The following is a 17,371-nucleotide window of genomic DNA, read 5'->3' on the forward strand; positions in this document are numbered from 1 at the left end:
AAACGTATTAATCTAAGCACCATGGACTTGATTTAATTACGCAACAAGTACTAATCAAAAAAACCGCTGTTACTCACCCTTTTGCTAGGAGTTGGTAACAACGGTTTGCTCTACATCAGCCCGGTTAACGATTAAGCGTTAGGTTCCAAAACTTCTGGGGAATGCTCTATAATTGGCAACTTGATGCTACAAGCTCGATTTGTTGATAGGTGGATTATGCTGCTTGGTTTGCGCTCGCGCTGGGGAAGTCTGTTGCCATTGTTGCTGTTGTGGCTGATTATTGGCTGGTGGGCCAATGCTCAACCAACCCGCCAAGCAGATGTGTTGCAGCATAGCTCAACCAGCGTTGGCGGCTTGTATGGCCTTGAACAATCGAGCACGTTACCAGGCGCAAGCGGCCCAACCAGCCGCAGCTATCGTTGGAGCAATGGCAATTTGCAGGTACCACTCTGGCCTGCTAGCGAGCATGCACGTGTAGTTCAGTTTGAATATTTGGCCCCATTCAGCCCCACGATGCTGCAATTTGAGCAAACCCAAGCCTTGAGCTTGCCAATGCAGCCTGAGCTACGCCAACTCAGCGTATTTGTGCCAGCAGCAATCAAGCATATTAACATGATCAATCAGCCAAGCGCGCAAAATGGCCGGCCTTTGGGTTTATTATTGAGCAATCTTAATTGGCAAGAACTAGGCGCAACAGGCTGGTCAGGTTTGCGGGCGGCAACTCCATTTAATCCCAGTAATTTGTTGCTGCTCAGCGCCGTAGCAATCCTGCTGAGCCTTGGGCTGGCACGCCATTGGATCGCGTTGGCTGGTACGGCATTAAGCCTTGGCTTAGCACTTTTGGCATGGTCGGGCAATTGGCTGCATCGGGCAGCAATTAGTAGTTTGAGCCAATTGGTGTTGGTCGCAGCCCTCGCGGCAGGAGCATGGTATGGCTGGCAGCGCTGGCAACGGCACGTCAATTGGCGTTGGCTGCTGGTGGCAATTTGGCTGATTACAACCGTTTGTCTGTGGACTCCAACTGTGCAATATGATGGCGTGGGCTATTACGCCTATCTGCACTCAGCGGGGATTGACCACGATTTTGATTTTAGCAATGAATTCAGCCAAACGCCGCTCGAACTCAACACAGGCGTAAAAATTACCAAAACTGGCTATGCCGCCAACCCGTGGAGCGTTGGGCCAGCTATGGCTTTTGCGCCGCTGTGGTGGCTGGGTCATGGCAGTGCGCTGCTCGGCGGTTGGCCAAGCGATGGCTATAGTCAGCCCTATTTGGCCCTTACCACTTGGGGCAGTGCCTTGGCGGGCTTGATCTTTATCTTGAGTTGCGAGGCCCTGCTGCGCCGCCAATTTAGCCCCAAGATTGCCGCCTTGGCAACCATCAGTGTCTATCTGGCCAGCAATTTGCTCTACTACAGCTTATTGCAAGGAGCCTACGCCCACAGCCTTTCGGCTGCCTGCGTGAGCCTGATGGCGCTAGCGAGCGTGCGTTTGCGCGAGCAACCAAGCCTTGGGCGTTGGGCACAACTTGGCCTAACTATGGGCGCAACCATCGTCAGCTATTGGATTGGCGCGTTGGTGCTGATTTTGCCAGCGCTGATTATTTGGCCCTTGCTGGTTGGCAAACACCGCCGCGCATGGCCAGATTTGCTCAAAGGCTTATTGCTTGCAGCGCTGGCTGGGCTGCTGATCGTGTTGCCGCAGTTGGCAATGTGGAAGCTGCTCTATGGCTCGTGGCTGACGATTCCGCAGGGTGGAAATTTTGCCACGCCACGCAGTAGCCAGCTTGGGCCGATGTTAGTTGGCTCGCTGTATGGCATGCTTTGGTGGACCCCAATCTATGTGCTTGGTTTGCTGGGGCTTGGATTAAGCCTCCGCCAGCGCCAAGCCTGGCCGTATCTGGCAGCGGTAATTATCTATTTAATCTATATTTCGCGCTTGCCCGATTGGCATGGCAGCGGAGCCTTTGGTTTGCGCCGCTTGACCACAATCGCGCCATGTTTGGCGTGGGGTGTGGCGGCCTTACTCCAACGCTGGCGACGCTGGCCGAGCGCAGCAATTGGCCTGCTTGCAAGTTTAGCCTGCTGGAATCTAGCCCTGATGGCGCGTTATATCACCTATGCGATTCCGCGGGGCTATCCGGCGATTGCCGAGCTACCACTGAGCGCAATTTTGCTCTCCAACGAGCCATTAGAACTATCGCGGCTGGGCATGCTGCTTGGCAACGGCTGGTTTAGCAGCCAAGTGAGCAATTTCCAAGCGCGCAGTTTGTGGATATTCTTGGGGTTGTTGGGCAGTTTAGCGGGAGTATTGGCACTTGGGCGTTGGTTGGGGCGGGCCAACTCGCCCAGCCTCAATTAAGAACCTGAGTGAGTTGGCTTGGAAGATTGAGCTATTTGTGGGCATCGCGCAGAAAGCGCCGCACCACTTCGCGCACGGAATTTTTATCGGTTGCCGTGCACAAATAAATATGAATTTCTGGCGAAAGATTCAATTGTTGGCGTAGCTCAGTTTGGCTGATGACGGTGTTCAAATCGCTTTTATTGGCCACAACCGCATAGGGCACCTCGCCATGGTCGCGGAATTGGGCCAAAATTGTTGCTGCCTCGTCGATCGTTGCAGGCTGTGAAAGATCAACGAGCACCAAAAATCCGTCCATGTTTCTGGCCAAAATATCGCGCATAAAGTCGAAACGGGTTTGGCCGGGCGTACCAAATAATTGCAACGTATAATCGTCGAGCCTCACGCGGCCATAATCCATCGCAACAGTCGTATTAGCTTTAATCCGCTGCTCGTCGGGCGATGAGGTAGCTTTATCGGTATTAACAGCATTAATATCCGATAATGATCGAATAAAGGTGCTTTTGCCCGTGTTAAAGGCTCCGGTGATCACGAGCTTAAATGGTTCCACAGGAATGCTCCTTTCATTTAGCGCAAGCTCAGCGCCCAACGGTACACATCTTCATAACGCGTTGCGGCGGTATCCCAGCTAAAATCGTGGCTCATAGCGCGCCGCATAAAATAGCTCCAATCATTTGGGTAGCGATAGGCGGCCAAGGCGCGGCCCAAGGCATGCAGCATGGCCTCGACGTTGTAATCGCTAAAGACCACTCCAATGCCTTCTGGTTGGCTCATATCGGGCACGGTATCAACCAAGCCGCCCGTTGCCCGCACCACCGGAATCGTGCCATAGCGCATAGAGATCATTTGGCTCAAGCCGCATGGCTCAAAGGCCGAGGGCATGAGAAAAATATCAGCCCCAGCATACACCCGTTGTGCTAAGGGCGCATTAAATCCAATATAATTTGCAACTCGGTCGGGCGCAGCGCGGCTGGCATCGCGAAAGGCATCTTCGTAGGGGCCATAGCCCGAGCCAAGCACCATCAGTTGAGCATCAGTGTCAGCAATAATTTGGCCGAGGCCTTGCACAATTAAATCGATGCCTTTTTGGCTATCGAGCCGCGAAACAACCGCCACCAACGGCACATCAGCCCGCTCTGGTAGGCCAACCTCACGTTGCAGCGCTGCCTTGCACACCGCCTTGCCCGCCAAATCATCAAGGCTAAATGGTTGGGCAATATGCTGGTCGGTTGCAGGATCAAAGTGGCGTGGATCGATCCCATTCAAAATGCCAATTAGGCGATCGGAACGCTCGCGCAGCATATGGTCAAGCCCAAAGCCATATTCAGACCGCTTAATTTCCTCGGCATAAGTTGGGCTGACGGTGGTAATCACATCGCTGGTATAGAGCGCTTGCTCCATCAAATTGAGTTCGCCAAAGGCATCGTAAACTCCAACCAAGGGCCAAGCGTCGTTGGCAAAGCGCCCTTGATGGGCCAAATTGTGAATCGTAAAGACCAAGGCAGGCCGAGCAGCATTGCCCCAAGCAATTCGAATGGCGGCGGCTGCATGCCAATCGTGGGCATGAATCACATCGGGCCACCAATCCATCTGGCGGCAAGCTTCGAGGGCAGCGTGGCAAAAGAGGCCAAAACGCACATCATCATCGCCATGGCCATAAATCGTGGTGCGCGAGCCAAAGAAATATTGATTTTCAATAAACCACGTGTGTTGATCAGCCGTGGCCCAAAGTTGACATTCTTCCGTGCGCCAATCCAAACGAACTGGGAAATTATCGCGTAGCTGCCCCAAATTCCAGCGCAAAGGGTCAATCGTACCATAGCGTGGGATCACCAGCCGAACATCCAGCCCCCGGCGGCGAAGTGCCTCTGGCAATGCACCCGCCACATCGCCCAACCCCCCGACCTTAACAAATGGAACGCTTTCCGCTGCCAGAAACAAGACCTTCATGGTTGCCCCTTTGCGCTCGCAACAGGAAAGGGCATCCTGTGCTTGCCTGCATTATACTCGTTCAGTTGGCTTGATAGAAGATCGCGTTTGTTGACGGTTGGAACTTAGCAATTAACCGCCTGGACTAATGACGGATGATCCCAACGAACAACAGCAAATGGTTGATGCATGTGCCATACCCGTTGCTGCACGCTCGCAGTGTTGGGTGCGTTCAATTGGGTTTCGGCCACAATTCGATAATATTCATAGCCAGTGATCGCGGCTCGCTGAGCCAGTTGCTGCCATTCATGCTGAGCAGTTGATTGATCACCGCTGGCATGGCTAATTAGCGCCGCCAACGCTGCATAATCTAGTGCAGCTTCGCCATTGCCTGTTGGCGGCACGCTTTGGCTCAAAAGGCTGTGAGCCTGCGCAGCACCTTCAGCGAGCAAACTCAACAGCAAGTTGTGGCGTTGCCAAGCCATGTGCAGGCCGCTATTATTTTGGGCATTTGCTAAGGCTGCAAGCTGCTCAAGGCCTTGGCGCGCTGCGGCAAAATCAGCCTGTAAAAGCTGACAGAGCACCGCCGTATCGAGCATTGCCCCACGAAACAGTGGCTCGCCAGTATCCCCAAGCAGCTGCAAATGTTGGCTACTCATTTGTTTTGCTTGGTCAGTTTGGCCTAAAGCAAGCAAGGTGATCGCCATTTGGTTGCGCGAATTGAACCAGCCTTGTTGATCAGCGATCTGTTGTTTGAGCGCACAGGTTTGTTCGAGGGTTGTTAAGGCAAGCTGAGGCTGGCCACGCATCAACTGAATAATGGCTTGGGTGTGTTGCAGCCGCGCTTGCGCATACAGATCGCCAATTTGGCGCAAACCAGTTACGGCCTGCTCAATCGTCATTTCTGCCTGCTGCAAATCGCCTTGGGTGTAGTATAAATTGGCGAGATTGGCCAAGGCCCGCGGGCGCACTCGCTCCAAGCGGCCAAGCTTGGTTTGGGCCAACACGTCGTGCCAAGTTTGAATACTGGCCTCAATTTCGCCAGTGTATTGCTGCACAATGGCTATGGTTCCGCCAGCCCGCGCCCGAATTTCGGCCAGCGTCGGAAGGTGGTTTGCATCGAGCTGGTTGGCTAAACCAATCGCTTGTTCTGCAGCTGCCCGGGCAGGGCCAAATTGCGATTGCAACAACAATGCCTTGCTGAGCGCCATCTGCAACAAGCCATGCAAACGAATTTCATTGCGATCAAGGTTGGCAATTGTTTGTTCGAGCAAGCTTTGGGCTGCATTTGCTTGATTGAGATGGAGCATTGCGCCCGCCAAACGCCAAACCAAATCTGCGCGTTGGGTTGGCTGCCATGCCACAACCAAGGCCTCGCGAAAGATCGCCTCGGCGGCGCTGGCTTGGCTGGTTGCCATCAGAAACTCGCCATAGGTTTGCAGCCATTGCAATAAACAGCTTGGATGTTGCTGCTCAATGGTTGGACGCATAGTCTGCAATATCAGCGCAGCAGCGCTCGCCAAACCGCGATCAATCAAGCGATCGCGTTGTTGGTACAAACAATCTAAGGCGGCTGGAAGCTCAGCGGCAGCGATCGAATGCTGGGCAGATCGAATTGGATCAAGCTGATGTAAGGCATTGGCTAATTGACGGTGCAAACCTTTGCGCCGCGCAGGTTGGCTGCGTAATTGGGCATACAAATAGTCTTGGACCAATGGCAAAACAGTGGCATGGCTTGGGGTATCAATCAATTGGCGGCGGGTCAAATCGCTCAGCGCTTGGTGCCATTGATATGGCCCATCGACCGCAAAGCTACACTCCATTGGCCATTCGGCGTGCAAATTCAATGGCTGGGAGGCAACTGCCAACAGCGTTAGCAAGCGTTCGCTACTACGTGGCAATTGGCGCAGCAACTGTTCAAGCACAAAACTAGCGATCTGTGGCTCATCAATCAAATGCTGCAATCCAGCAGCGTCAGCATCACGATCGGCCAATAAGCCAATTGTTAACCGCAATAACGCAGGGTTTGCGTGGGTGCGTTCGATCACATGCTGGCCTGCTTCAACGCCATAATGGGCAAGCAACGCTTGGGCTTCGCTAGGCTCAAATCCATGCAAAGCCCAATAACTAAACCCTTGCAGATTGAATTGCTCACGGCTCAACACCAGCATATGGCTGTTGGTTTTTTGGGCTAGCTGCTCAAGCATCAGCCGCAGTCGGGGCTGGTCGATTAACAGTTGCGCATTATCAAAACACAGCAAGGCCGGAATTTGCTGCAAGCCATGAATTAATAGCGCTAGCTGGCGCTCGAAACTCAAGCCAGGCTCACCATCATTGGGCAGATGTAGCAATGGTTCAACCTGATCAGCGCCGTGGGTCAGCAAAAACAGCGCTAGTTGGCGCAGCAAAATCTCGCTTGTAAGGTTAATTGTGGCAGTAAAACTAAACCAAAAACAGCGCTCGCCCCAGCCTTGAGCCAGTTGGCTAGCGAGCACCGTTTTGCCAACCCCAGCTAGGCCATTGACAAGCAAATAGCGTTCGCTGGCTAAACGTTGTTGAAGTTGGCTCGTGGCCTTGCGTTCAATCAAGCAAAGCGGCAACGGTGGTGGCAACTCAAGCAAGCCCAACTCGCTCTGCTGGTGCTCGATTTTTTTGCTCAGCGAGACATTTGCGCCAACCAAGGTTTCTCCGCGCGCTGCCGCTGCAAGCTCCAACAAACGTGCCACACTCGTTGCATCATCATTCAGATCGAGGGCTGGCACTATTAATGCTACCACGCTGGTCAGGTCGGGCAGGCGTTGATTATTTTCCAAGCGCGAGATATGGGCCTCGCTATAGCCCGTTGCAATTGCCAAATCGCGCTGAGTGATTCGCGCTCTGCGCCGCAGAAAATGGAGCAACGCACCGAACGTCACAAACGAATCGAGCTTAACTGCTGGCATGAGAAGCCTCCTCAATAGCGGGGAAAGTGGCCTGGTCACAAAATCGTCATTCAGATGATATTGCGCATGAGGAGTACGTACTACGAGCATTGCTCGTTACTTGCTTCAATAAAGGGCAGCTATTTGGTAAGAATTGTCATATTTTGCAGCCTGAGGTTTGCTATGCTAGCACGCAAACGAGCTTGAGCAGCTAAACCAAAGGAGTTGCCCAATGCGCCGAATTGTGCGCCGCACAGTAACGACGGTTACAACAATTACCACAACTATCACATGGCAAGAAACCGCGACCGATCAAGCCAACCAGCCTGAAACAAGCCCTGACCAGCCGCCCAATGATGAGCAGAGCATTCAAGCTGCAAGCAATCACGCAGATTCATTTGGCCCGCTTGAGGCTGAGCCAAACCCAATTGGGTAATTCGCAGCAAGGTCTAGTCAATTGAGCAACTAGACGCTATCGATGGAGAACATTCCATGAGCAACGATCAATATTCCAACCAACCACCTGTTGATCCCAGTCAACAACCGTATCAACCGTATAATCAAACGCCGCCGAATCAGCAGCAACCGTATAATCAAGCGCCGCCCAACCAGCAGCAACAGCCCTATCAACCCTATCAGCCGTATAATCAACCACCACCCGGCCAACAACAACCGTATCAACCTTATCAGCCCTACAATCAAGGGCCACAAACCCAACCCCAAGGCCAATTTGTTGTGCCTAGTAGCGATCAATTGGTAAGTGGCTTTAAGGGCTTATCGCAAGGTCGACGTTTGGCAATTGGCGGCGGCCTCGTGGCCTGGATTAGCTATTTCTTGCCGTGGTATCATGTGCGCTCAACCCTTGTTAATGTTAATGAAACAGTGAATGGGATAACTGATTTCTTACCATCGCTCGGCTTTCTATTGCTCAGTGTTATTCTCGCTAGCTTAATTGCGCCGCTTTTTGGCAAACATATTTATCCGCTGATCCAACGCACTCTTAATCTAACATTCGGTAAAGCAGTTTTTCTTGCCAATGCAGCAGTGCTTGTTATGGCCTTAATTGGCGGCTTAATCGCGAAGCCAGATAATGGTGGCTTTGCAGAAATTGAGGCTGGCTTCAGTTTTGGCTTCTATTTGGCAATTTTGGCCTTGGGTGCAGCCACGGCTGGCGGCTGGATGATGCAGCAAAATCGCGAATAACCCTCAATAGCGTTTAATCGATCGAATTAATCGTGTGCCCCAGCCAAGCGTTTGCAGCATGGCTGGGGCATTTATTTAAGCAATTCACGCCTTGGTCTTTTCAGCAAACCCAGCATGCTCGACATTGGGCAGGCCTAAAAAGCCATTGACATCTGCTGGTCGCCATGGCAGCCGAAAAGTGCGCAGAACTCGTTCGATTTCGGCATCCACATCTTCCACATCGATCAGACCTAAGCCATGGCAGCCGAAAAGTGCGCAGAACTCGTTCGATAGCCTCGCGATCATGCTTGGTGGTTGTGAATAGCTGCTGGCCAATCCAGAGCACCACTTTTGAGTGAATAGCGGCACGCTCAATCGTCGATTTCTTATAGCGCAGAGTGCCCAAGGCCAACATTAAGAGTGCTGCAACATCGTAATCGTTCAAGGCTGCGTCTTGGCCTTGAAGGTAGGCAAGGCATTGCTCAGCAAGCGGAATGCGCTCACTCAATGGTCGCCGATACAGCATCAAGGCACAATCGAACCAATAGCTATGGGTTAGTTTAAGCGCATTATAGGTTTCAATCAGGCTCAGATTATTGACGCTGATGGTGGCAATCAGCCATGCATACATTGATTCAGGCAGTTGCTGCACGGTTTGGGTCATAATGAATACCGCTGCAAGCTTCACCAACGGCTCTCGTGTTTGCGCAACGTTCTCGGCCACCCACGCCAGCGCCGCCGGATCGGCGCTCGCCCAAGCAACAAACTGATAGCTCGCTCGCAACAGCGGACGCTTCTCTGCCAGCGCAAATGGCAAAACCTCTGCCCACAACCCGCCATCAGATGCTACACAACAAGCAACAATCCGCAAAATCATTTGGGCAAACTGTTCATCAGGGTCATGCAACAATCGCAGCAGGTTGGGAAATTCCTCAATAACTAATGCGTAGGGCATTGCGCGCTTGGTATCAGCACCATACTGATCTCTAAATGTCCAATTATCGTAGACAAAATAGAACCAAGGAATGCGTGATGGGTGGGCTGGAGCGAGTCTTTCAATAATCTGCATCACCAAGTCGCTAATGTAAGTTCGCGAGTAGCCCTTAGCCTTAAACAGCTTACTCAGCAGATAGGGAAAGGCCGCCAATGCAGCAGGTGAGACCCACTGAATATACAAGGTCGTATCAACTAATGCTTGATGGGCTTCGGCAATCACTTTTGGATCGGGATGACTCAGATTGCGCAGATGCTGTGGAGTATCAAGCCCTTTACCATAGGCATGGTAGATTGTGCTCCATGGAATTTGGTCAAGATCATCGGTCATAATTACCTCGCTGGGTTATTGGGAATTGGAGTCAGTGCCTAGTCTAGCGCATTCATGTAATAGTTCATTGCGTTAACCATGGCCTGATCCCCTCACCCCCTAGCCCCCTCTCCCGCCCGCGAGGCGAGGGGGAACCGCGCGTTCAGTGCTCCCCTCGCCCGCGTTCCGTGGGAGAGGGGCTGGGTGTGAGGGCATGCTTCGGATTGCCAACCTAATGAATCAACATTCATGCTAAGCTGTGCTGAAATGCGAAACCTACGCAGCAAAGGAACTGTATGCAATCGAAAATGTACGTGGCCTTGCAATTTATTTGCTTGGGATTGTTGGCGGTCAGCACGCCATTGCACAATGTACCAACGCTGTGGTTTATTGTGTTTGGCTTGGGATTTGCTTTAGGCATCTGGGCAATGATCAGCATGCGACTCAACAATTTATCGATTATGCCCGAATTGCTTGCGACAGCCCAATTAACCGTCCATGGTCCCTATCGCTGGATTCGCCACCCCATGTACACTGCTTTGGCGATCTGTAGTTTGGCGTGGGTCATGGTTGATCCTCGGCTTTGGCGCTGGTTGGTTTTAGCAATGTTGCTAATGGATTTGTGGCTCAAGGCACGCTACGAAGAGCAATTGCTCATCCAGCGTTTTCCCAATTATGCCGCCTATCAACAACGCACCAAGCGCTTTATTCCTTGGTTGGTGTAGCCAACACAACCACATCGGGATAGCGCGGGTGAACCTTCAGGCTGAGATATTGGTTGCGGCGTGGCGTTTGGGCAATATCAAAATAGCGATAGAGCGTTACTTGGCGACTTGGCTGATTGGGCTGATTAATTTCAACCTGCAAGCGATATTCGCGTTCGGTAATTCGGTTGGAAAAGCCCCGCGAACGCTTATGTTTCCAGCCAGTTGGTGCAACATCGACGATGCGACCTTGCACTAGCAGGCCGATTTTTTCTGCTTCGCGATAGCGTGGCGGCTTGAGTGCCCAGCGCGTCGTCAAATAAATCCCTATTCCAAAACCAATACAGCCAAGCAATGTTACAACCACAAACAAAGTCGTGTATTGCTTGGGATCGATTAAAAAAATTGAGCCAATGTTGAGAATTAAATACCCAATAATCGTACCAAGCAGCGCCAACATCAACCGCCCTGACGTTTGTGACGAACCCATCTTTAGCCTCACTTGTTGGAGAATGAAACTCAATGGTTGCGCTCGATCAATTACAACCGCTGACTGAACGGATTTTTTGGTTACCCGCCGATAGCCGCACCGATCGCCCAATGTTGGGCTTGGTGGTGGGCGATCGTGAGTGTTTATTAATTGATGCTGGCAATTCGCCCGCCCACGTTGGCTTATTACGCCAAGCGATTCAGGCCCACGGCTTGCCGCAACCAACCAGACTCGCCATCACCCACTGGCATTGGGATCATGTGTTTGGCATGGCCACCCTCGACTTGCCAAGCTACGCCTCGCAGGAAACCGACCGCATTTTGCGCGTGTTGGCCACCCTCGATTGGAGCGATGCAGCCTTGGATCAACGGGTTGAGGCTGGCCTAGAAATCGCCTTTTGCCGCGATATGATCAAGGCCGAAATGCCCGAGCGCAGCCAGTTGCAGGTTGTGCCCGCAACCAGCACCATCGCCCAGCAATTAAGCCTTGATTTAGGTAATTGTGCTGCCGAATTAATCGTTGTTGGTGGCGATCATGCCCACGATTCAATGATTGTGTTTGTTCCAAGCCAATCAGTGGTCTTTTTGGGCGATTGCATCTACGACGACCTCTATCATGGAGCAAGACGCTTAACCAGCAGCCAACTTTTCCCTTTGTTGGAGCGTTTATTGGCCTTGCCAGCCGAATATTATTGTGCAAGCCACCATGGCCAGCCGCTAACTCGGGCTGAATTTGAGGCCGAAGCCCAGCTTTTACGCCAAATTGGCACAATTGTGATGCAGTTTGGGGCGAATCCTGAGGCAATTTTGGCCCAAATGAGCCAACAATTCAATGGCCTATTAACCGACGACCACCATGCAATTATGGCGGCCTTTTTGGCAGGCTTGGCCCTGCCCGAGGTTGCGTCGATTTACTGAAAACGGAGTACCTTCCCTCACCCCCAGCCCTTTCAAGGGTAGGTTTTAAAAAGCGTGGTGATTAAACGTCCCCTCACCCCCCAGCCCCCTCTCCCACGAAAACGCGGGCGAGGGGGAGCAGACGTTTTTACCAACATATTGCGGCAAAACCATCAGATTGAGCCCGTCGGACGGGAGAGGGGTTGGGGTGAGGGGATCATGATTGTTCAGATTTAACCTCATGGACATCGTTGAGCGAATAATCCAATTGATCGCTATGCGGTGGCTCTTTGGCTTTTTGAACCACGATGCTAGCCCGTTGCCACAATTTTGAAATTGCTTTGGCCAAGCCCACCAAGCCTAGCCCAGCGACAATCGCGATAATAATTGGCATTGCGCACCCTCCAGCCTACAATTAAATAAACAGCGTACTGAAAAAAACTCCAGTACGCTGTTGCAAATTTATTGGTCTTCGGCCTTCACTTCGCGGCCTTGATCCATCGAATAATTGCCCTGATCGATGTGGGGTGCTTCGCCAGCTTTTTGCACAATCACCCCAATTTGGAGCAAGAAAACAATTAAGCCACTAATCGTAATCAAACCCAAAATAACGAAACAGCCAATCCAAAACAGTGACATACACAATCCTCCTATAGTATTCCGGTCAATTCGTGGTCTAAGCGGCAGAACTCAGCCACGCCCTAGCCCGCCAATCCGACCAATAGTGCTTGACGAGCGATCCGAGCGGGTGTAGAATGCGCCTAGCTAACGTGCCGGATCAACGTTGATTGTGGTACGCTCCAATCATCCGTGCAGGTTGCACGGTTTTTTTGTTTGGAAAATATCAATGATTGTACCATCACCGCAAATCCGTGCAACGGTGCCTTTCCAAATAGGCGACTTGGCTTTGACGATTCGTCCGGCCATGATGGATGATCTTGGGCCAATGCTGCAATTGCAGGCGCTGGCATTTGCCGATAAATTTAGCTCGGCTTTTGGTAAGCGTGGAGTGCAACGCGGCGTTGCGGCCTTACATCAATCGCATCAAATGCAAGGGCCAAGCAGCTTACAGGGAATGTATGTCATGTTAGCTGGCAGCGAAATTGTAGGCACAATTACGTTGCGCACAATCGAGATGCGCCCAGACGATGTTGGCTTAGTTGAGCAAGCGTTTTTACGCGAGCTTGGCGCTTGGGGTGCGTTTCGCGCCGTGCATGCGCTTTCCCAAATTGACCATCGGATTGGGCGGGATGAAGGTTTTATTAGCGACGTTGCGGTTGCTGAACGTTATCGCCGCCGAGGCATTGCCCAAGCCATGATGCAGCATAGCATGACCATTGCGCGTGAGCTTGGCAAACGCAAACTCGGCTTATACGTCAGTGCCTCCAATCATAACGCGCGCGCTTTATACCGTAATTTGGGCTTTAGCGAGGGCGAGGTGCGCCGCTCATGGTGGAACGCCCTGTTTCTCGGTGAACGCCGCTGGATTTATATGTCGTATAATCTTAGAGAGACTTCCGCATAACCGAGGAGCCTCTTTTGATCAAAGGCGATCAATTAGAAAGGAACAAGTCAATGGCTGACTCTCATCGCAACGCATTCGAGAACGCTCAGCGTCAATTCGATCTCGCTGCTGAAAAGCTGAATCTCGACCAAAGCTTGCGTCGAGTTCTTCGCGTCCCTCAACGTGAATTAAGCGTCAATTTCCCAGTCAAGATGGACAATGGTGAGATTCAAGTGTTTAGCGGCTATCGCGTCCAACACAATGTCTCACGTGGCCCAGCCAAAGGCGGGATTCGCTATCACCCAGCAGTCGATATCGATGAAGTGCGCGCGCTCGCAATGTGGATGACGTGGAAATGTGCGCTGGTTAATATTCCCTATGGCGGCGCAAAAGGTGGGGTCATCGTCGACCCAACAAAATTATCCCAAAGTGAATTAGAACGGCTAACGCGGCGTTTTGCAACCGAAATTAGCATTTTGGTTGGCGCTGAAAAAGATATTCCAGCTCCCGATGTTGGCACCAACGGTCAAGTGATGGCTTGGTTTATGGATACGATCTCGATGCACCGTGGCTACACTGTGCCTGCCGTGATTACTGGCAAGCCGGTTGAAGTTGGCGGTTCGTTGGGTCGGGTCGAAGCCACTGGACGCGGGGTCAGTATTGTGGCCCGCGAAGCCGCCAAACACCTTGGCTTGCGCATCGAAGGCGCAACCGTGGTTATTCAAGGCTTTGGCAACGTGGGTAGCGTTACCGCCGATATGATGCAGCGCATGGGCAGCAAAGTAATTGCAGTCAGCGATGTTTCTGGTGGCTACTACAACCGCAATGGCCTGAATATCCCCGAAATGATTGCCTACACCAAGCAAAACCGCTCGCTCGAAGGCTATCAAGCAGCTGGTATCGAACGGGTCAGCAACCAGCAAATTCTCGAGCTTGAGTGCGATATTCTGGCTCCATGTGCCTTGGAAAACCAAATTACCGAGGAAAATGCTGGCCGCATCAACTGTAAATTGCTGGTCGAAGGCGCAAACGGCCCAACCACGCCCGAAGCTGATGATATTTTGTTTGAACGCGGCATTTTCGTCGTGCCCGACATCTTGGCTAACGCTGGCGGTGTGACCGTTTCCTACTTCGAATGGGTCCAAGGCCTGCAAGAATTTTTCTGGACCGAAGAAGAAATTAACAACAAGCTTGAACGGATCATGCAGCACAGCTTTGAATCGGTGTTGGCCCAAACGCTGAAACACAAAGTTTCAATGCGCATGGGTGGCTATATGGTTGCGGTGGCCCGCGTTGCCGAAGCAACTCAAATCCGTGGCATCTACCCATAAGCAATGCTGGCAGCTCCTCGCTCATACACATGGGCGAGGAGCTTTTTGTTTAAGGATGAAGGATGAATTATGAGGGAGGAAGGCAAAAGTCAAAAGTCAGAAGGCAAAAATCAAAAGGCAAAAATCAAAAGGCAAAAGTCAGAATGAAAGGCTATGGGCTGACACGAACGCAATCAAGTAAATCTGTGCGAATCTGTGGTTAAAAAACTTAACCTTCGCGCTCTTCGCGGTCTTCGTGGTTCCAACTTCGTGCCCTTCGTGCTCTTCGTGGATCAATCTTAACGCAGAGGCACAGAGAACGAGGGCTATTGGCAGTAGACTTTGGGCTGGCAAGAACATAATCCTAAAAATCTGTGCCGATCTGTGCGAAAAAACTTAACCTTCGCGTCCTTCGTGCTCTTCGTGGTTTCTATAGCATATAGCCTCGTGGGCTTCGTGGATCAATATTAAATTGAGAAGGAGCTACCAATGACTTCACGGATCGAGATTCTCCAAGGCGATATTACAAAATTTAGCGGCGCAGCGATTGTGAATGCTGCCAATGAATGGTTGCTTGCAGGCGGCGGCGTAGATGGCGCAATTCACCATGCTGCTGGCGACGAATTACAGGCCGAATGCGATCAATTAGGTGGTTGCGAAATAGGCCAGGCCAAAATCACCAAAGGCTATCGCTTACCCGTCCGCGCCATCATCCACACAGTTGGGCCAGTTTGGCAGGGTGGCAGCAAACACGAAGCCGAATTATTGAGCGCCTGCTATCAAAATAGCCTTGAACTTGCCGCCAAGCACCAGCTCGAAACTATCGCCTTTCCCGCAATTAGCTGTGGCATTTATGGCTATCCGGTCGAATTAGCCGCGCCGATTGCCATTCAGACCGTCGCCAACTTCCTTACAACCAATGCCATCCCCGAAAAAGTCACCTTCATCTGCTTTGAATCGGCAATTTATCATGCCTACTGCGCCGCGTGGGCTGCCTATCAAGCAAACCACTAAGCAAATTTAACTGCATCCAAAAGCATACAAGCCATGGTACCGAGTTATAGCGTACAGCCAGATTCCTCAACCCAAACAAGTACCAGACGTAGTACGAGACCCCGGGATATGGACAGCTAGGAAGCTTTCGAAATAGCGTTCCCGTCATTCTTGTAGTACTGACCTAACCCAAATTGGGGCCAAAAATCCCTTGATTTATCAGCGTTTCTCATGCAAAATTAAAGCCTAATCTGTATCTAAATAGATGTGGAATAAATTTCAGCCAGAAAGACCTTTTGAGACTACGTTATAGCTTCTGACAAGCATGCCTTGGTGGCACAAGGGAAAGGACAAGCAAATGATCCTGTATCGACCTGTTGGGTTACAAGAATTAACGTTAATTGCACAAGCGGGCTATCGTTCATTCCCAGCACAATTGGCCGAGCCACCAATTGCTTATCCAATTCTCAACTTGGATTATGCGAGTCACATCGCTAAAGATATTAAAACCCGCGAGGTTGATGCTGGCTATGCAGGTTTTGTGGCCGAATTTGAAATTAGCGAGCAATATGCGCGCCAATTTGCGGTTAAATCGGTTGGCCTGCGCCGCCGTCATCGCGAGCTTTTAGTGCCAAGCGAAGAATTCCACAATTTCAATACCCGCATTCTGGGCCACATCAAAGTTGTTGCCGCATTCTATGGCAAACTCTTTCGCGGCATGGTCAACCCCACAACCGAGCTACCAACCTTTATCTCGCCTGTTTTATAACGAATAAGGCTCCTATCTCGTTAGGTAGGAGCCATCCTTCACTCATGAAAAGCGCCAACTGGTAAGAAATCAAGGTATTTCAGCACTGCTCCATCATCAAGAAATGGCGGCGAGAAAACTTGGAGCGGCAAAATGAATTGTTGGCGCGGGTTTTGCGCTTGTTGATAGCTCAGCAGCGGTTGAATGACTAAAAACTCGGTTGGTAATTGCTCAATTCCATGCAGTTGGAAAAAAATGGTTTGGGTTTGTTGCGGTTGAAGCTCAATTGTTGCACTGGCTAAAGGTTGAATCGGCTGTGGTCGAGCATCACCAAGCACTGGTTGCAGCGCAACCGCTCCATGTTGCGCCAAATGTAGGCTTGCAGAAAGCGGATAGGTCGAGCTGTTGATCGTGCTATCAAACACTCGAATCGATTGATCAGTTGGATTAATCAATTCAACCTCAAAACGCTCTGGTTTGCCAACCGTCAGCACGCTATGGCTGCCGATTTTGAGCGGCGCAGTTGGCAAATCAAGGATGCTTAGCTCCCAATCGCCAACGCTGAGTGTTTGCTCACGTTGCTGTGCATCAACATAGCGCACTTGGCTAAAGCGATAAACACCTGGCTCAAGCCCATCGAGCATCGCCAACACTGAGAAAAAGCGATAGTTGGTTGTGGCTGGCGATGGAGTAAGCGTAACTGATTCGGTGGATAATTCGCCTTTATCACTCAACAAGGTTAAGTGATTGAATTGAATTTCGCTGCTCCGGCGCGGTTCGCCAACATCAATAAATGTGAGCTGAATTGGCACAACTTCATGGGCTTTCGCACTGATTAATCCAATAAATTGCACTGCATAGCGCCCAGATCTATACCAAGCGTCGTTTGATGCTTGGGTTGCACAACCACTAAGCAAAACTAGCAACGCGATACACTGGATTAATCGACCTAATCCTCGTTTGAAAATCATGGCGTTCTCCTCAGCATAAGCATATCTTGTGACGATAATACTATAGCTTTGGGTTATTT

The 17,371-nt window shown here is 51.2% G+C and carries 17 protein-coding genes; 9 read left to right on the forward strand and 8 right to left on the reverse strand.

Features of this window, described 5'->3' with window-relative positions:
• Window positions 1-216 precede the first annotated feature (216 nt).
• Window positions 217-2,361: a hypothetical protein gene (locus tag JOD20_RS03115; RefSeq protein ID WP_204753863.1), complete on the forward strand. Its 2,145-nt coding sequence runs from the start codon at window positions 217-219 to the stop codon at window positions 2,359-2,361.
• A gap of 31 nt (window positions 2,362-2,392) precedes the next feature.
• Here JOD20_RS03115 and JOD20_RS03120 read toward each other — a convergent pair whose 3' ends face one another.
• From JOD20_RS03120 to JOD20_RS03130, 3 genes are all read right to left on the reverse strand, one after another.
• Window positions 2,393-2,911, reverse strand: coding sequence for a GTP-binding protein (locus JOD20_RS03120; RefSeq protein ID WP_204753864.1), 519 nt, complete (start codon window positions 2,909-2,911; stop codon window positions 2,393-2,395).
• 17 nt (window positions 2,912-2,928) lie between these two features.
• On the reverse strand, window positions 2,929-4,311 hold the full coding sequence (locus tag JOD20_RS03125; protein ID WP_204753865.1) for a glycogen synthase: 1,383 nt from the start codon (window positions 4,309-4,311) through the stop codon (window positions 2,929-2,931).
• A gap of 104 nt (window positions 4,312-4,415) precedes the next feature.
• Window positions 4,416-7,232, reverse strand: coding sequence for a helix-turn-helix domain-containing protein (locus JOD20_RS03130; protein WP_204753866.1), 2,817 nt, complete (start codon window positions 7,230-7,232; stop codon window positions 4,416-4,418).
• Between the two features lie 211 nt (window positions 7,233-7,443).
• On the opposite strand from JOD20_RS03130, the gene JOD20_RS03135 reads away from it, so the two are divergent.
• Together JOD20_RS03135 and JOD20_RS03140 are read left to right on the forward strand one after the other, a co-directional pair.
• The gene (locus JOD20_RS03135) at window positions 7,444-7,647 is read left to right on the forward strand and encodes a hypothetical protein (protein ID WP_204753867.1); all 204 of its coding nucleotides are present in this window, start codon (window positions 7,444-7,446) and stop codon (window positions 7,645-7,647) included.
• Between the two features lie 56 nt (window positions 7,648-7,703).
• Window positions 7,704-8,414: a hypothetical protein gene (locus JOD20_RS03140; protein ID WP_204753868.1), complete on the forward strand. Its 711-nt coding sequence runs from the start codon at window positions 7,704-7,706 to the stop codon at window positions 8,412-8,414.
• 100 nt (window positions 8,415-8,514) lie between these two features.
• Here JOD20_RS03140 and JOD20_RS03145 read toward each other — a convergent pair whose 3' ends face one another.
• Window positions 8,515-9,717 (reverse strand): hypothetical protein, encoded by a 1,203-nt coding sequence (locus JOD20_RS03145; RefSeq protein WP_204753869.1) that lies wholly within the window; start codon window positions 9,715-9,717, stop codon window positions 8,515-8,517.
• 275 nt (window positions 9,718-9,992) lie between these two features.
• On the opposite strand from JOD20_RS03145, the gene JOD20_RS03150 reads away from it, so the two are divergent.
• Complete coding sequence (locus JOD20_RS03150; RefSeq protein ID WP_204753870.1) at window positions 9,993-10,421, forward strand: methyltransferase family protein; 429 nt, start codon at window positions 9,993-9,995, stop codon at window positions 10,419-10,421.
• Here the strand turns inward: JOD20_RS03150 and JOD20_RS03155 are convergent.
• Window positions 10,402-10,890: a hypothetical protein gene (locus JOD20_RS03155; RefSeq protein ID WP_204753871.1), complete on the reverse strand. Its 489-nt coding sequence runs from the start codon at window positions 10,888-10,890 to the stop codon at window positions 10,402-10,404. The genes JOD20_RS03150 and JOD20_RS03155 overlap by 20 nt on opposite strands.
• Before the next feature lie 32 nt (window positions 10,891-10,922).
• Between JOD20_RS03155 and JOD20_RS03160 the strand changes: the two genes are divergently transcribed.
• The gene (locus JOD20_RS03160) at window positions 10,923-11,807 is read left to right on the forward strand and encodes an MBL fold metallo-hydrolase (RefSeq protein WP_204753872.1); all 885 of its coding nucleotides are present in this window, start codon (window positions 10,923-10,925) and stop codon (window positions 11,805-11,807) included.
• 196 nt (window positions 11,808-12,003) lie between these two features.
• Here JOD20_RS03160 and JOD20_RS03165 read toward each other — a convergent pair whose 3' ends face one another.
• Window positions 12,004-12,180 carry a hypothetical protein gene (locus tag JOD20_RS03165; protein ID WP_204753873.1) on the reverse strand — a complete coding sequence of 59 codons (177 nt, stop codon included), beginning with the start codon at window positions 12,178-12,180 and terminating at the stop codon, window positions 12,004-12,006.
• 68 nt (window positions 12,181-12,248) lie between these two features.
• A complete protein-coding gene (locus tag JOD20_RS03170) occupies window positions 12,249-12,425 on the reverse strand; it encodes a hypothetical protein (protein ID WP_204753874.1) in 177 nt (58 codons plus the stop codon).
• 208 nt (window positions 12,426-12,633) lie between these two features.
• Here JOD20_RS03170 and JOD20_RS03175 point away from each other — a divergent pair, with 208 nt between their 5' ends.
• From JOD20_RS03175 to JOD20_RS03190, 4 genes are all read left to right on the forward strand, one after another.
• Window positions 12,634-13,311, forward strand: coding sequence for a GNAT family N-acetyltransferase (locus tag JOD20_RS03175; RefSeq protein WP_204753875.1), 678 nt, complete (start codon window positions 12,634-12,636; stop codon window positions 13,309-13,311).
• 50 nt (window positions 13,312-13,361) lie between these two features.
• On the forward strand, window positions 13,362-14,621 hold the full coding sequence (locus JOD20_RS03180; protein ID WP_054534845.1) for a Glu/Leu/Phe/Val family dehydrogenase: 1,260 nt from the start codon (window positions 13,362-13,364) through the stop codon (window positions 14,619-14,621).
• Between the two features lie 468 nt (window positions 14,622-15,089).
• Window positions 15,090-15,614, forward strand: a complete 525-nt coding sequence (locus tag JOD20_RS03185) for an O-acetyl-ADP-ribose deacetylase (protein WP_204753876.1) — start codon at window positions 15,090-15,092, stop codon at window positions 15,612-15,614.
• Between the two features lie 337 nt (window positions 15,615-15,951).
• Window positions 15,952-16,362, forward strand: a complete 411-nt coding sequence (locus tag JOD20_RS03190) for an ADP-ribosylation/crystallin J1 (RefSeq protein ID WP_110515570.1) — start codon at window positions 15,952-15,954, stop codon at window positions 16,360-16,362.
• Window positions 16,363-16,400: 38 nt separating this feature from the next.
• On the opposite strand, the gene JOD20_RS03195 is transcribed toward JOD20_RS03190, so the two are convergent.
• On the reverse strand, window positions 16,401-17,312 hold the full coding sequence (locus JOD20_RS03195) for a hypothetical protein (protein WP_204753877.1): 912 nt from the start codon (window positions 17,310-17,312) through the stop codon (window positions 16,401-16,403).
• Window positions 17,313-17,371: the final 59 nt, after the last annotated feature.

Source organism: Herpetosiphon giganteus, assembly GCF_016907925.1.
GTDB lineage: Bacteria > Chloroflexota > Chloroflexia > Chloroflexales > Herpetosiphonaceae > Herpetosiphon > Herpetosiphon giganteus.